This is a genomic window from Pseudomonas sp. HLT2-19-2 (genome assembly GCF_054898005.1).
Genome location: NZ_CM142712.1, coordinates 5,551,389 through 5,566,519, shown reverse-complemented (window position 1 = coordinate 5,566,519; position 15,131 = coordinate 5,551,389). Strand labels below are relative to the sequence as shown.

At 53.7% G+C, this 15,131-nt stretch carries 11 protein-coding genes, 4 tRNA genes and 2 rRNA genes; all 17 read left to right on the top strand.

Features of this window, described 5'->3' with window-relative positions:
- Positions 1–191: 191 nt before the first annotated feature.
- Positions 192–3,083 (top strand): 23S ribosomal RNA (locus tag ACYZTU_RS26230).
- Between the two features lie 154 nt (positions 3,084–3,237).
- Positions 3,238–3,353: ribosomal RNA gene (gene rrf, locus ACYZTU_RS26225) — 5S ribosomal RNA — on the top strand.
- Between the two features lie 135 nt (positions 3,354–3,488).
- Positions 3,489–4,448, top strand: a complete 960-nt coding sequence (birA, locus tag ACYZTU_RS26220; protein ID WP_461966612.1) for a bifunctional biotin--[acetyl-CoA-carboxylase] ligase/biotin operon repressor BirA — start codon at positions 3,489–3,491, stop codon at positions 4,446–4,448.
- A complete protein-coding gene (locus tag ACYZTU_RS26215; RefSeq protein WP_461966610.1) occupies positions 4,438–5,187 on the top strand; it encodes a pantothenate kinase in 750 nt (249 codons plus the stop codon). The genes birA and ACYZTU_RS26215 overlap by 11 nt, the downstream gene beginning before the upstream one ends.
- 7 nt (positions 5,188–5,194) lie before the next feature.
- Entirely contained in the window at positions 5,195–5,632 is a 438-nt protein-coding gene (locus ACYZTU_RS26210; RefSeq protein ID WP_461966608.1) for a hypothetical protein, read from the top strand.
- 142 nt (positions 5,633–5,774) lie between these two features.
- A tRNA-Tyr gene (locus ACYZTU_RS26205) sits at positions 5,775–5,859 on the top strand.
- A 24-nt stretch (positions 5,860–5,883) separates the two neighbouring features.
- Positions 5,884–5,957 (top strand) — tRNA-Gly (locus tag ACYZTU_RS26200).
- A gap of 26 nt (positions 5,958–5,983) precedes the next feature.
- A tRNA-Thr gene (locus ACYZTU_RS26195) sits at positions 5,984–6,059 on the top strand.
- A gap of 84 nt (positions 6,060–6,143) precedes the next feature.
- On the top strand, positions 6,144–7,337 hold the full coding sequence (tuf, locus tag ACYZTU_RS26190; protein WP_461966606.1) for an elongation factor Tu: 1,194 nt from the start codon (positions 6,144–6,146) through the stop codon (positions 7,335–7,337).
- 53 nt (positions 7,338–7,390) lie between these two features.
- A tRNA-Trp gene (locus tag ACYZTU_RS26185) sits at positions 7,391–7,466 on the top strand.
- A gap of 45 nt (positions 7,467–7,511) precedes the next feature.
- Entirely contained in the window at positions 7,512–7,880 is a 369-nt protein-coding gene (secE, locus tag ACYZTU_RS26180) for a preprotein translocase subunit SecE (RefSeq protein ID WP_461966604.1), read from the top strand.
- Between the two features lie 9 nt (positions 7,881–7,889).
- Positions 7,890–8,423 (top strand): transcription termination/antitermination protein NusG, encoded by a 534-nt coding sequence (nusG, locus tag ACYZTU_RS26175; RefSeq protein WP_282379324.1) that lies wholly within the window; start codon positions 7,890–7,892, stop codon positions 8,421–8,423.
- Between the two features lie 117 nt (positions 8,424–8,540).
- A complete protein-coding gene (gene rplK / locus ACYZTU_RS26170) occupies positions 8,541–8,972 on the top strand; it encodes a 50S ribosomal protein L11 (RefSeq protein WP_282379322.1) in 432 nt (143 codons plus the stop codon).
- Complete coding sequence (gene rplA / locus ACYZTU_RS26165) at positions 8,972–9,667, top strand: 50S ribosomal protein L1 (protein WP_201190738.1); 696 nt, start codon at positions 8,972–8,974, stop codon at positions 9,665–9,667. Before rplK ends, rplA begins: the two co-directional genes overlap by 1 nt.
- Positions 9,668–9,865: 198 nt before the next feature.
- On the top strand, positions 9,866–10,366 hold the full coding sequence (rplJ, locus tag ACYZTU_RS26160; protein ID WP_010467255.1) for a 50S ribosomal protein L10: 501 nt from the start codon (positions 9,866–9,868) through the stop codon (positions 10,364–10,366).
- Between the two features lie 80 nt (positions 10,367–10,446).
- Positions 10,447–10,812 (top strand): 50S ribosomal protein L7/L12, encoded by a 366-nt coding sequence (gene rplL / locus ACYZTU_RS26155; protein WP_461966602.1) that lies wholly within the window; start codon positions 10,447–10,449, stop codon positions 10,810–10,812.
- A gap of 220 nt (positions 10,813–11,032) precedes the next feature.
- Complete coding sequence (gene rpoB, locus ACYZTU_RS26150; RefSeq protein WP_461966600.1) at positions 11,033–15,106, top strand: DNA-directed RNA polymerase subunit beta; 4,074 nt, start codon at positions 11,033–11,035, stop codon at positions 15,104–15,106.
- Positions 15,107–15,131: the final 25 nt, after the last annotated feature.

The following is a 15,131-nucleotide window of genomic DNA, read 5'->3' as shown; positions in this document are numbered from 1 at the left end:
TGTTGATTTCTAGTCTTTGATTAGATCGTTCTTTAAAAATTTGGGTATGTGATAGAAAGATAGACTGGGCGTTACTTTCACTGGTAACGGATCAGGCTAAGGTAAAATTTGTGAGTTGCTCTTTATGAGCAAGAATCGAATTTTCGGCGAATGTCGTCTTCACAGTATAACCAGATTGCTTGGGGTTATATGGTCAAGTGAAGAAGCGCATACGGTGGATGCCTTGGCAGTCAGAGGCGATGAAAGACGTGGTAGCCTGCGAAAAGCTTCGGGGAGTCGGCAAACAGACTTTGATCCGGAGATGTCTGAATGGGGGAACCCAGCCATCATAAGATGGTTATCTTAAGCTGAATACATAGGCTTAAGAGGCGAACCAGGGGAACTGAAACATCTAAGTACCCTGAGGAAAAGAAATCAACCGAGATTCCCTTAGTAGTGGCGAGCGAACGGGGACTAGCCCTTAAGTGGCTTTGAGATTAGCGGAACGTTCTGGAAAGTACGGCCATAGTGGGTGATAGCCCTGTACGCGAAAATCTCTTAGTCATGAAATCGAGTAGGACGGAGCACGAGAAACTTTGTCTGAATATGGGGGGACCATCCTCCAAGGCTAAATACTACTGACTGACCGATAGTGAACTAGTACCGTGAGGGAAAGGCGAAAAGAACCCCGGAGAGGGGAGTGAAATAGATCCTGAAACCGTATGCGTACAAGCAGTGGGAGCCCACTTTGTTGGGTGACTGCGTACCTTTTGTATAATGGGTCAGCGACTTATTTTCAGTGGCGAGCTTAACCGAATAGGGGAGGCGTAGCGAAAGCGAGTCTTAATAGGGCGTCTAGTCGCTGGGAATAGACCCGAAACCGGGCGATCTATCCATGGGCAGGTTGAAGGTTGGGTAACACTAACTGGAGGACCGAACCGACTACCGTTGAAAAGTTAGCGGATGACCTGTGGATCGGAGTGAAAGGCTAATCAAGCTCGGAGATAGCTGGTTCTCCTCGAAAGCTATTTAGGTAGCGCCTCATGTATCACTGTAGGGGGTAGAGCACTGTTTCGGCTAGGGGGTCATCCCGACTTACCAAACCGATGCAAACTCCGAATACCTACAAGTGCCGAGCATGGGAGACACACGGCGGGTGCTAACGTCCGTCGTGAAAAGGGAAACAACCCAGACCGTCAGCTAAGGTCCCAAAGTTATGGTTAAGTGGGAAACGATGTGGGAAGGCTTAGACAGCTAGGAGGTTGGCTTAGAAGCAGCCACCCTTTAAAGAAAGCGTAATAGCTCACTAGTCGAGTCGGCCTGCGCGGAAGATGTAACGGGGCTCAAACCATACACCGAAGCTACGGGTATCACTTAGGTGATGCGGTAGAGGAGCGTTCTGTAAGCCTGTGAAGGTGAGTTGAGAAGCTTGCTGGAGGTATCAGAAGTGCGAATGCTGACATGAGTAACGACAATGGGTGTGAAAAACACCCACGCCGAAAGACCAAGGTTTCCTGCGCAACGTTAATCGACGCAGGGTTAGTCGGTCCCTAAGGCGAGGCTGAAAAGCGTAGTCGATGGAAAACAGGTTAATATTCCTGTACTTCTGGTTATTGCGATGGAGGGACGGAGAAGGCTAGGCCAGCTTGGCGTTGGTTGTCCAAGTTTAAGGTGGTAGGCTGGACTCTTAGGTAAATCCGGGAGTCTAAGGCCGAGAGCTGATGACGAGTTACCCTTTGGGTGACGAAGTGGTTGATGCCATGCTTCCAAGAAAAGCTTCTAAGCTTCAGGTAACCAGGAACCGTACCCCAAACCGACACAGGTGGTTGGGTAGAGAATACCAAGGCGCTTGAGAGAACTCGGGTGAAGGAACTAGGCAAAATGGCACCGTAACTTCGGGAGAAGGTGCGCCGGTGAGGGTGAAGCATTTACTGCGTAAGCCCATGCCGGTCGAAGATACCAGGCCGCTGCGACTGTTTATTAAAAACACAGCACTCTGCAAACACGAAAGTGGACGTATAGGGTGTGACGCCTGCCCGGTGCCGGAAGGTTAATTGATGGGGTTAGCTAACGCGAAGCTCTTGATCGAAGCCCCGGTAAACGGCGGCCGTAACTATAACGGTCCTAAGGTAGCGAAATTCCTTGTCGGGTAAGTTCCGACCTGCACGAATGGCGTAACGATGGCGGCGCTGTCTCCACCCGAGACTCAGTGAAATTGAAATCGCTGTGAAGATGCAGTGTATCCGCGGCTAGACGGAAAGACCCCGTGAACCTTTACTATAGCTTTGCACTGGACTTTGAATTTGCTTGTGTAGGATAGGTGGGAGGCTTTGAAGCGTGGACGCCAGTTCGCGTGGAGCCAACCTTGAAATACCACCCTGGCAACTTTGAGGTTCTAACTCAGGTCCGTTATCCGGATCGAGGACAGTGTATGGTGGGTAGTTTGACTGGGGCGGTCTCCTCCTAAAGAGTAACGGAGGAGTACGAAGGTGCGCTCAGACCGGTCGGAAATCGGTCGTAGAGTATAAAGGCAAAAGCGCGCTTGACTGCGAGACAGACACGTCGAGCAGGTACGAAAGTAGGTCTTAGTGATCCGGTGGTTCTGTATGGAAGGGCCATCGCTCAACGGATAAAAGGTACTCCGGGGATAACAGGCTGATACCGCCCAAGAGTTCATATCGACGGCGGTGTTTGGCACCTCGATGTCGGCTCATCACATCCTGGGGCTGAAGCCGGTCCCAAGGGTATGGCTGTTCGCCATTTAAAGTGGTACGCGAGCTGGGTTTAGAACGTCGTGAGACAGTTCGGTCCCTATCTGCCGTGGACGTTTGAGATTTGAGAGGGGCTGCTCCTAGTACGAGAGGACCGGAGTGGACGAACCTCTGGTGTTCCGGTTGTCACGCCAGTGGCATTGCCGGGTAGCTATGTTCGGAATAGATAACCGCTGAAAGCATCTAAGCGGGAAACTAGCCTCAAGATGAGATCTCACTGGGACCTTGAGTCCCCTGAAGGGCCGTCGAAGACTACGACGTTGATAGGTTGGGTGTGTAAGCGCTGTGAGGCGTTGAGCTAACCAATACTAATTGCCCGTGAGGCTTGACCATATAACACCCAAGCAATTTGCGTCGAAAGGCCAGATTGCGGTGTGTGAAGACGAAACGAACCGAAAGTTCGAGATACTCACAAAACACCAAACTATCGCATACCCATTCGCTGGAGCGTGAACCTGCAAAGGCCCACGACCTGGCTACCGAATTTCTTGACGACCATAGAGCATTGGAACCACCTGATCCCATCCCGAACTCAGCAGTGAAACGATGCATCGCCGATGGTAGTGTGGGGTTTCCCCATGTGAGAGTAGGTCATCGTCAAGATTAAATTCCGAAACCCCTATCTGCGTATGCAGGTAGGGGTTTTGTTTTGTCCGCAGGAAAACCGGCCTGTTGAGTTTCTATGCAATGGCGCGGGGCATGGCTATCATGCTGGCCTCATTGTGAGGCGAGACTTGCATGCTGACGTTGTTAAAGCTTCTTAAAGATGGCCGATTCCATTCGGGTCAGACTCTGGGCGTTGCCTTGGGTGTCAGTCGTAGTGCCGTTTGGAAGCAGCTTCAGCATTTAGAGGCTGATCTGGGACTATCTATCCATAAGGTGCGGGGTCGCGGCTATCAGCTGGCTGCGCCGTTGACGCTGCTTGATCCTGTCGAGATAAGAGGGCAAGCACCTTCTTGTGATTGGCCCATCCTGGTTTTCGATTCAATCGACTCCACTAATGCCGAGGCTCTGCGTGCCATAGAGCGAGGTCAGGCTGCACCATTTCTGGTGCTTGCTGAGCGGCAAACAGCAGGTCGCGGGCGGCGTGGGCGAAAGTGGGCGAGCCCATTTGCGGAAAACATCTATTACAGCCTTGTGCTGCGTATTGAAGGTGGAATGCGTCAACTGGAAGGCTTGAGTCTTGTTGTTGGGCTCGCCGTGATGCAGGCATTGCGAAAACTCGGTGTTTCGGGGGCTGGATTGAAGTGGCCCAACGATGTTCTGGTCGGTCAGAAAAAGATTGCCGGGATACTGCTTGAGCTGGTGGGGGATCCTGCCGATGTGTGTCACGTTGTGCTGGGTGTGGGAATTAATGTGAACATGCAGATTACCGATGAGGTAGATCAGCAGTGGACGTCCATGCGGCTCGAGTCGGGTAAGGTGTTTGACCGAAATCACTTGGTGGGCGAGTTAGGCGCGATGCTCCAGGAGTATCTGTGTCGTCATCAAGTCGACGGATTTTCAGCTATCCAGGCAGAGTGGGAGCAAAATCATCTCTGGCAGGGGCGGGCCGTGTCGTTGATTGCCGGTGTTAACCAAATAGATGGCGAAGTGCTGGGTATTGATAGTCAGGGTGCTCTGCGCTTGAAGGTGGGTGGTGTGGAAAAAGTCTTTAGTGGTGGTGAGCTCAGTCTGAGGTTGCGTGATGATTCTTGAGCTCGACTGCGGAAACAGTTTCATCAAGTGGCGTGTGCTCGATGCGGATGTTCGGCGGGTGGTTGGCGAGGGCGTCGTTGATTCAGATCTCGCTTTGCTGGAGAGCTTGAACGCGCTCAAGGGGCTCGCTCTCAAGTTTTGTCGGCTGGTCAGTGTCAGGACCGCCGAAGAAACCAATGCACTGATTTCGCTACTGACAGAAGCTTTTGGAGTGTCTGTGGTATGTGCTGCACCGTCCCGCGAAATGTCGGGGGTGCGTAATGGCTATGACGAGTTCGAGAGGCTAGGGCTCGACCGTTGGCTGGCGATGCTTGGGGGATTTCATCTGGCCTCGGGCTCGTGCCTTGTGCTTGATTTTGGTACGGCTGTTACTGCGGACTTCATCGCGAGAGATGGCGAGCATCTCGGAGGATTTATATGTCCGGGTATGCCGCTGATGCGAAACCAGTTGCGTACCCATACCCGTAGAATTCGTTATGGGGATCTAGCCGCCGAGCGCGCTCTGGAAAGTCTTATTCCTGGTCGTACAACTGTCGAGGCAGTCGAGCGGGGATGCTCGTTGATGCTGAGAGGTTTTGTCCTGACACAGCTAGAGTTGGCGCGTAGCTATTGGGGGGATGATTTTGCTGTATTCCTTACTGGAGGAGATGCAGACCTGGTTTCCGAAATCGTGCCTGAGGCCAGGATGGTCCCCGATCTGGTGTTTGTAGGCTTGGCTATGGCATGCCCCTTGTCCTGAGGTTTCTATGCGTTGGTTGTTTTTGTTGCTGCTTGTTCTCAATGTGTTCTATTACATCTGGCACCAACAAGAGGCTCCTCTGCGTGCAAAGGATGTAACCCCTTTAAGTTTGTATCGGGGTTCGCAGCAGGATATTCGCTTGTTAAGTGAGACGACTGACGCGGCTCGTGATAAAGGAAAGCCTGCTCAGGCAGATGATGGTTGCCTCTATCTGGGTGGTTTTGCTCGTCAGGAAGCGGCTCAGGCGGTCGAGCGGCGATTGAGCGGTATGGAAATCAAGTTCGAGTCCTTGCTGAAGGCTCCCGCCGAGTCTGGTTACTGGGTGCGGGTGGCACCAGAAAGCCGACGTTGGTTGGATGACTCGCAGCTGAAAAACCTTTCTAGAGAATTCAATGAGTTAAAACATAAAATAATGCCGTGCGAGGGGGTTGCACCCGCCGATTAGTTTGCATAGAATGGCGCCCGCTTCGCAGTGAAGACCTTTAAGGGTTAACGGTGCGAAGCGATGTCAACGCAGCTAACCTCAGGTTTTTAATGAGAAAATGCTTGACAGAAGGCTGGCATGATATAGAATGCCGGCTCGCTTAGGAGGGGTTCCCGAGCGGCCAAAGGGATCAGACTGTAAATCTGACGTCTACGACTTCGAAGGTTCGAATCCTTCCCCCTCCACCATTTTTAGCGAGAGCTGCAAGCTCCGCGGGTATAGTTTAGTGGTAGAACCTCAGCCTTCCAAGCTGATGATGCGGGTTCGATTCCCGCTACCCGCTCCAAGTTTGCAGATCCTGCAAAGTGTTACGCTCTTGTAGCTCAGTTGGTAGAGCACACCCTTGGTAAGGGTGAGGTCAGCGGTTCAAATCCGCTCAAGAGCTCCATATGACAAGGCAGATATGAAAATATCTGCCTTTGTTTTAATGGCTTGTTTGGCCTGCTTAGTTCTTCTGCTAGGGGTGATTTCGATGGCTAAAGAAAAGTTCGAGCGTAATAAGCCGCATGTCAACGTTGGTACCATTGGTCACGTCGATCACGGTAAAACCACTTTGACTGCTGCTTTGACCCGTGTCTGCTCCGAGGTTTTCGGATCGGCAAAGGTCGACTTCGACAAGATCGATAGCGCCCCTGAAGAAAAAGCTCGTGGCATTACCATCAACACCGCTCACGTTGAGTACGATTCGGCCGTGCGTCACTACGCACACGTTGACTGTCCTGGCCACGCCGACTACGTAAAAAACATGATTACCGGTGCAGCGCAGATGGATGGTGCGATTCTGGTTTGCTCGGCCGCTGATGGTCCGATGCCGCAAACCCGTGAGCATATCCTGCTGTCCCGTCAGGTTGGCGTTCCGTACATTGTTGTCTTTCTGAATAAGGCTGACATGGTTGACGACGCTGAGTTGCTGGAACTGGTTGAGATGGAAGTGCGCGACCTGCTGAGCGCATACGATTTCCCAGGTGATGACACTCCGATCATCATTGGTTCGGCGCTGATGGCGCTGAACGGTCAAGACGATAACCAGATGGGCACCACTGCCGTCAAGAAGTTAGTCGAGACTCTGGATAGCTACATTCCGCAGCCTGAGCGCGCTATTGATAAGCCGTTCCTGATGCCGATCGAGGACGTGTTCTCGATCTCCGGTCGCGGTACTGTTGTGACTGGTCGTGTTGAGCGTGGCATTGTCCGCATTCAGGAAGAAGTTGAGATTGTGGGTCTTCGTGACACTGTCAAAACTACTTGCACTGGTGTTGAGATGTTCCGCAAGCTGCTAGACGAAGGTCGTGCCGGTGAGAACTGCGGCGTTTTGCTGCGCGGTACCAAGCGTGACGATGTTGAGCGTGGCCAAGTTTTGGTCAAGCCAGGCACCGTCAAGCCTCATACCAAGTTCACTGCTGAGGTTTACGTTCTGAGCAAGGAAGAGGGTGGTCGTCATACACCATTCTTCAAGGGCTACCGTCCACAGTTCTACTTCCGTACTACTGATGTGACTGGTAACTGCGAGCTGCCAGAAGGTGTTGAAATGGTGATGCCAGGTGACAACGTCCAAATGACCGTCACTCTGATCAAAACCATCGCAATGGAAGATGGTCTGCGTTTCGCTATCCGTGAAGGCGGTCGTACCGTCGGCGCTGGTGTCGTGGCTAAGGTTATCGAGTAAGTTGTTGTAATGTCTTTTTCGGGCCGGCATAATGGTCGGCCTGATTTTGTTTTAGGTCAGTAGCTCAATTGGCAGAGCGACGGTCTCCAAAACCGTAGGTTGGGGGTTCGATTCCCTCCTGACCTGCCAGATTCACTTGGTGTGTCTGGCTTTCTTTTCACAGGATCTTCATAGATGACTCCTAAAGTTGAAGCTCAAGGCTTTCGCTTCGATATGCTCAAGTGGCTAGTAGTAGTCGCTTTGGTGGTTGTTGGCGTTGTTGGCAATCAGTATTACTCTGCTTCGCCGATCCTGTACCGTGTACTTGCTTTGCTTGTCATCGCTGCTGTAGCTGCCTTTGTAGGCCTGCAGACAGTCAAGGGCAAGTCTTTCTTTGTACTGGTTAAGGAAGCTCGCACCGAGATTCGTAAAGTCGTATGGCCAACTCGCCAAGAAACCACGCAGACCACGTTGATTGTTGTGGCTGTTGTTCTGGTTATGGCGTTGCTGTTGTGGGGGCTTGATTCCCTGCTCGGCTGGCTTGTTTCCTTGATTGTCGGCTAAGGGTGTCCCGTGGCTAAGCGTTGGTACGTTGTGCATGCTTACTCCGGTTACGAGAAGCATGTCATGCGCTCGTTGGTAGAGCGCGTAAAGCTGGCTGGCATGGAAGATGGCTTTGGCGAAATTCTGGTTCCCACTGAAGAAGTGGTTGAAATGCGTAATGGCCAGAAACGCAAAAGCGAGCGCAAGTTCTTCCCAGGTTATGTGCTGGTTCAGATGGACATGAATGAGGGTACTTGGCACTTGGTCAAGGATACTCCTCGGGTGATGGGTTTTATCGGCGGTACCGCTGATAAGCCTGCGGCAATCACAGATAAAGAGGCGGAAGCGATTCTGCGTCGCGTTGCTGATGGTAGCGACAAACCGAAGCCGAAGACGTTGTTCGAGCCAGGTGAGTCGGTGCGTGTCAATGACGGGCCGTTTGCCGATTTTACTGGCACGGTCGAAGAGGTTAACTACGAAAAGAGCCGGATCCAAGTGGCGGTGCTCATTTTCGGTCGCTCTACTCCGGTAGAGTTAGAGTTCAGCCAGGTCGAAAAGGTCTAGCTGAGCAAGCATCCCAACCCCGCAGCCCTAGGCTGTGGGGTTTTGTCGTCACTGGGATAAACGCGCAAGTAACCGGGGAGCCTTTCGAGGCGTTTGAACCCGTAATTGGAGTGCCTCATGGCCAAGAAGATTACCGCTTACATCAAGCTGCAAGTGAAAGCCGCTCAGGCTAACCCAAGCCCACCTGTTGGTCCTGCACTGGGTCAGCACGGCGTGAATATCATGGAATTCTGCAAGGCTTTCAACGCCCGTACTCAGGGTATTGAGCCAGGTCTGCCGACTCCGGTGATCATCACTGTCTATAGCGACCGTAGCTTCACTTTCGAAACCAAGTCTACCCCTGCTTCGGTTCTGCTGAAGAAGGCTGCTGGTCTGGCTAGCGGTTCCGCTCGTCCGAACACCGTTAAGGTTGGCACTGTGACCCGTGCTCAGCTGGAAGAAATCGCGAAAACCAAAAACGCGGATCTGACTGCAGCTGATATGGACGCAGCCGTGCGTACTATCGCCGGTTCTGCTCGTAGCATGGGCCTTAACGTGGAGGGTGTGTAATGGCTAAGTTGACCAAGCGTCAAAAGGCTATCGCCGGCAAAATCGAAGCAGGCAAGTCTTACAACTTTGTAGACGCTGCTGCTCTGCTGGCTGAGCTGTCGACGGTCAAGTTCAGCGAGTCGTTCGACGTTGCTGTAAACCTGGGTGTTGACCCGCGTAAATCCGACCAGGTCGTTCGTAGCGCTACTGTGCTGCCACACGGCACTGGCAAGACTGTTCGCGTTGCTGTGTTCACCCAGGGTCCAGCTGCCGAGGCCGCTCTGGCTGCCGGCGCTGACCGTGTAGGTATGGACGACCTGGCTGCCGAAATGAAAGCCGGCAACCTGAACTTCGACGTAGTTATCGCATCCCCGGATGCAATGCGCGTTGTGGGTCAGTTGGGTCAGATCCTCGGCCCGCGCGGCCTGATGCCTAACCCTAAAGTCGGCACCGTAACCCCAGACGTAGCTACCGCGGTTAAAAACGCCAAGGCTGGTCAGGTTCGTTATCGCACCGACAAAAACGGCATCATCCACACCTCCGTTGGCAAGGTCGGCTTTGATGCCGTCAAGCTGAAGGAAAACGTTGAAGCCCTGATCTCTGATCTGAAGCGTATCAAGCCGGCTTCCTCGAAAGGCATTTATGTCAAGCGCATCACCCTGAGCACCACCATGGGCCCGGGCCTGGTCATCGACCAAGGTTCGCTGGAAGCGTAAGACAAAAATTGGTGCAAGCGATTGCGCCAATTGAAAGATTGGGGTCCCTGCCTGGCGGGGGCTATCCAAGACCGTAGGCGACGCAAGTCTTAAACCTCAAGCCTACGCAGATGGTGCTCCCGGTTCCTTACCGAATCAGACACCAAAACGACATCTGACCTCGGTTGGATGAAACGGTAACAAGCAGGAGTTTTTCCCGTGGCAATTAAACTTGAAGACAAGAAGGCCATCGTCGCTGAAGTCAACAAGGCTGCCCAAGTTGCTCTGTCCGCTGTCGTGGCTGATGCCCGTGGCGTAACAGTAGGCGCTATGACCGGACTCCGTAAAGAGGCTCGTGAAGCTGGCGTATACGTACGTGTTGTACGTAACACCCTGCTCAAGCGCGCCGTTGCTGGCACTCAATATGACGTGCTCAACGACGTGTTCACCGGCCCGACCTTGATTGCATTCTCCAAAGAACATCCGGGCGCTGCTGCCCGTATCTTCAAAGAGTTCGCAAAAGGTCAGGATAAGTTCGAGATCAAGGCAGCTGCGTTCGAGGGCAAGTTCCTCGCAGCTAATCAGATCGACGTACTGGCAAGCCTGCCGACCCGTGACGAAGCAATTTCCCAGCTGATGAGCGTGATTCAAGGCGCAACCAGCAAATTGGCTCGTACTCTGGCGGCTCTTCGCGACCAGAAAGAAGCTGCCGCAGCCTAAGGCTGAGCGACTCCTTTCAGCGTTTATTGTTTATTTCGATGGCCGCGTAGGCTGTCACCCCAATACAGGAATTTATAGTCATGTCTCTGACTAACGACCAAATCATCGAAGCAATCGGCGAAAAATCCGTTCTGGAAATCGTTGAGCTGATCAAGGCCATGGAAGAGAAGTTCGGCGTTTCCGCTGCCGCTGCTTCCGCTGGTCCAGCTGCTGTTGCTGCTGTTGCTGAAGAGCAAACTGAATTCAACGTCAATCTGGTTGAGACTGGCGAGAAGAAAGTTAACGTGATCAAGGCTGTACGTGAGCTGACCGGTCTGGGCTTGAAAGAAGCCAAGGCTGTAGTTGACGGCTGCCCAGGCATGGTTCTGGAAGCTGTTTCTAAAGACGCAGCTGACAAAGCCAAGGCTGTCTTGGAAGAAGCAGGCGCTAAAGTCGAGCTGAAGTAAGCATCGACTTTGCGTCTCCAGCCCAAGCGTTAAGCAAAAGGCTGATGGCTGGTGGCTCTTGCCACCGGCCTTTTTCCGTTATTGGCAGCCGACTGGGTTGGTGCTGATAACGAGCTGTAACCACCCGATGTGGTGGCGCAAACCATGGGGTTTGCACGATTTTCTGGCTGCTCCCGTCGGGAGGGGCCAAACAAGCAGGTGACCAAGCTGGGGAACGCTGATGGCTTACTCATATACTGAGAAAAAACGTATCCGCAAGGACTTTAGCAAGTTGCCGGACGTCATGGATGTGCCGTACCTCCTGGCCATCCAGCTGGATTCGTATCGTGAATTCTTGCAAGCGGGAGCGACTAAAGATCAGTTCCGCGACGTGGGCCTGCATGCGGCCTTCAAATCCGTTTTCCCGATCATCAGCTACTCCGGCAATGCTGCGCTGGAGTACGTCGGTTATCGCCTGGGCGAACCGGCATTTGATGTCAAAGAATGCGTATTGCGCGGTGTAACTTACGCCGTACCTTTGCGGGTAAAAGTGCGCCTGATCATTTTCGACAAAGAATCGTCGAACAAAGCGATCAAGGACATCAAAGAACAAGAAGTCTACATGGGTGAGATCCCCCTGATGACTGAGAACGGTACCTTCGTAATCAACGGTACCGAGCGTGTAATCGTTTCCCAGCTGCACCGTTCCCCGGGCGTGTTCTTCGACCACGACCGTGGCAAGACGCACAGCTCCGGCAAACTGCTGTACTCCGCGCGCATCATTCCTTATCGCGGTTCGTGGCTGGACTTCGAGTTCGACCCGAAAGACTGCGTATTCGTGCGTATCGACCGTCGTCGCAAGCTGCCTGCATCGGTACTGCTGCGCGCGCTCGGCTATACCACTGAAGAAGTGCTCGACGCGTTCTACACCACCAACGTCTTCCATGTGCAGGGTGAAAACCTCAACCTGGAACTGGTGCCTCAGCGCCTGCGTGGTGAAATCGCTGCCATCGATATCCTCGATGACAAAGGCAAGGTTATTGTCGAGCAGGGTCGTCGTATCACTGCTCGCCATATCAACCAACTGGAAAAAGCCGGGATCAAAGAGCTGCAAGTGCCTCTGGACTACGTCCTGGGTCGCACTACCGCCAAGGTCATTGTGCATCCGGCAACCGGCGAAATCCTGGCAGAGTGCAACACCGAGCTGAACACCGAGATCCTGGCGAAAATCGCCAAGTCCCAGGTTGTTCGCATCGAAACTCTGTACACCAACGATATCGACTGCGGTCCGTTCGTCTCCGACACTCTGAAGATCGACTCCACCAGCAACCAATTGGAAGCGCTGGTCGAGATCTATCGCATGATGCGTCCGGGCGAGCCACCAACCAAAGACGCTGCCGAGACTCTGTTCAACAACCTGTTCTTCAGCCCTGAGCGCTATGATCTGTCTGCGGTCGGCCGGATGAAGTTCAACCGTCGTATCGGTCGTACCGAGATCGAAGGTTCGGGCGTGTTGTGCAAAGAAGACATCGTCGCGGTTTTGAAGACTCTGGTCGACATCCGTAACGGTAAAGGCATCGTCGATGACATCGACCACCTGGGTAACCGTCGTGTTCGCTGCGTAGGCGAAATGGCCGAGAACCAGTTCCGCGTTGGCCTGGTACGTGTTGAGCGTGCGGTCAAAGAGCGTCTGTCGATGGCTGAAAGCGAAGGCCTGATGCCGCAAGACTTGATCAACGCCAAGCCAGTGGCTGCGGCGGTGAAAGAGTTCTTCGGTTCCAGCCAGCTTTCCCAGTTCATGGACCAGAACAACCCGCTGTCCGAGATCACCCACAAGCGTCGTGTATCTGCACTCGGCCCTGGCGGTTTGACTCGTGAGCGTGCCGGCTTTGAAGTTCGTGACGTACACCCGACTCACTACGGTCGTGTATGCCCGATTGAAACGCCGGAAGGTCCGAACATTGGCCTGATCAACTCCTTGGCCGCCTATGCGCGCACCAACCAGTACGGCTTCCTCGAAAGCCCGTACCGAGTGGTGAAAGACGCTCTGGTCACCGACGAGATCGTGTTCCTGTCCGCCATCGAAGAAGCTGATCACGTGATCGCTCAGGCTTCGGCCACGATGAACGACAAGAAAATGCTGATCGACGAGCTGGTAGCTGTTCGTCACTTGAACGAGTTCACCGTCAAGGCGCCGGAAGACGTCACCCTGATGGACGTTTCTCCGAAGCAGGTAGTTTCGGTTGCAGCGTCGCTGATCCCGTTCCTCGAGCACGATGACGCCAACCGTGCGTTGATGGGTTCGAACATGCAGCGTCAAGCTGTACCAACCTTGCGCGCTGACAAGCCGCTGGTCGGTACCGGCATGGAGCGTAACGTAGCTCGTGACTCCGGCGTTTGCGTCGTGGCTCGTCGTGGCGGCGTGATCGACTCCGTTGATGCCAGCCGTATCGTGGTTCGTGTTGCTGATGACGAAGTTGAAACCGGCGAAGCTGGTGTCGACATCTACAACCTGACCAAATACACCCGCTCCAACCAGAACACTTGCATCAACCAGCGTCCGCTGGTGCGTAAAGGTGATCGGGTTCAGCGTAGCGACATCATGGCTGACGGCCCGTCCACCGACATGGGTGAACTGGCACTGGGTCAGAACATGCGCATCGCGTTCATGGCCTGGAACGGTTACAACTTCGAAGACTCCATCTGCCTGTCGGAACGAGTTGTTCAAGAAGATCGCTTTACCACGATCCACATTCAGGAACTGACCTGTGTGGCGCGTGACACCAAGCTTGGGCCAGAGGAAATCACTGCAGACATCCCGAACGTGGGTGAAGCTGCGCTGAACAAACTGGACGAAGCCGGTATCGTTTATGTAGGTGCCGAAGTTGGCGCAGGCGACATTCTGGTAGGTAAAGTCACTCCGAAAGGCGAGACCCAGCTGACTCCGGAAGAGAAGCTGTTGCGTGCCATCTTCGGTGAAAAAGCCAGCGACGTTAAAGACACCTCCCTGCGCGTGCCTACCGGCACCAAGGGCACTGTCATCGACGTACAGGTCTTCACCCGTGACGGCGTCGAGCGTGATGCTCGTGCTCTGTCCATCGAGAAGACTCAACTCGACGAGATCCGCAAGGATCTGAACGAAGAGTTCCGTATCGTTGAAGGCGCCACTTTCGAACGTCTCCGCTCCGCTCTGGTCGGCCGCAAAGCCGAAGGTGGCGCCGGTCTGAAGAAAGGTCAGGAAATCACCGACGAAGTTCTCGACGGTCTTGAGCATGGTCAGTGGTTCAAACTGCGCATGGCTGAAGATGCTCTGAATGAGCAGCTCGAGAAGGCTCAGGCCTACATCGTTGATCGCCGCCGTCTGCTGGACGACAAGTTCGAAGACAAGAAGCGCAAACTGCAGCAGGGCGATGACCTGGCTCCAGGCGTGCTGAAAATCGTCAAGGTTTACCTGGCAATCCGTCGCCGCATCCAGCCGGGCGACAAGATGGCCGGTCGTCACGGTAACAAAGGTGTGGTCTCTGTGATCATGCCGGTTGAAGACATGCCGCACGATGCCAATGGCACCCCGGTCGACGTCGTCCTCAACCCGTTGGGCGTACCTTCGCGTATGAACGTTGGTCAGATCCTTGAAACCCACCTGGGCCTCGCGGCTAAAGGCTTGGGCGAGAAGATCAACCGGATGATCGAAGAGCAGCGCAAAGTCGCTGAGCTTCGTAAATTCCTCGACGAGATCTACAACCAGATCGGCGGTCGTAACGAAGATCTGGATAGCTTCTCCGACCAGGAAATCCTGGATCTGGCGAAGAACCTGCGTGGCGGCGTTCCAATGGCCACTCCAGTGTTCGACGGCGCCAAGGAAAGCGAAATCAAGGCCATGCTGAAACTGGCAGATCTGCCAGAAAGCGGCCAGATGCAGCTGACTGACGGCCGTACCGGCAACAAGTTCGAGCGCCCGGTTACTGTTGGCTACATGTACATGCTGAAGCTGAACCACTTGGTAGACGACAAGATGCACGCTCGTTCTACCGGTTCGTACAGCCTGGTTACCCAGCAGCCGCTGGGTGGTAAGGCACAGTTCGGTGGTCAGCGTTTCGGGGAGATGGAGGTCTGGGCACTGGAAGCATACGGTGCTGCTTACACTCTGCAAGAAATGCTCACAGTGAAGTCGGACGATGTGAACGGCCGTACCAAGATGTACAAAAACATCGTGGATGGCGATCACCGTATGGAGCCGGGCATGCCCGAGTCCTTCAACGTGTTGATCAAGGAAATTCGTTCCCTCGGCATCGATATCGATCTGGAAACCGAATAACACGTGACGCGAATCGAGAGCGGGG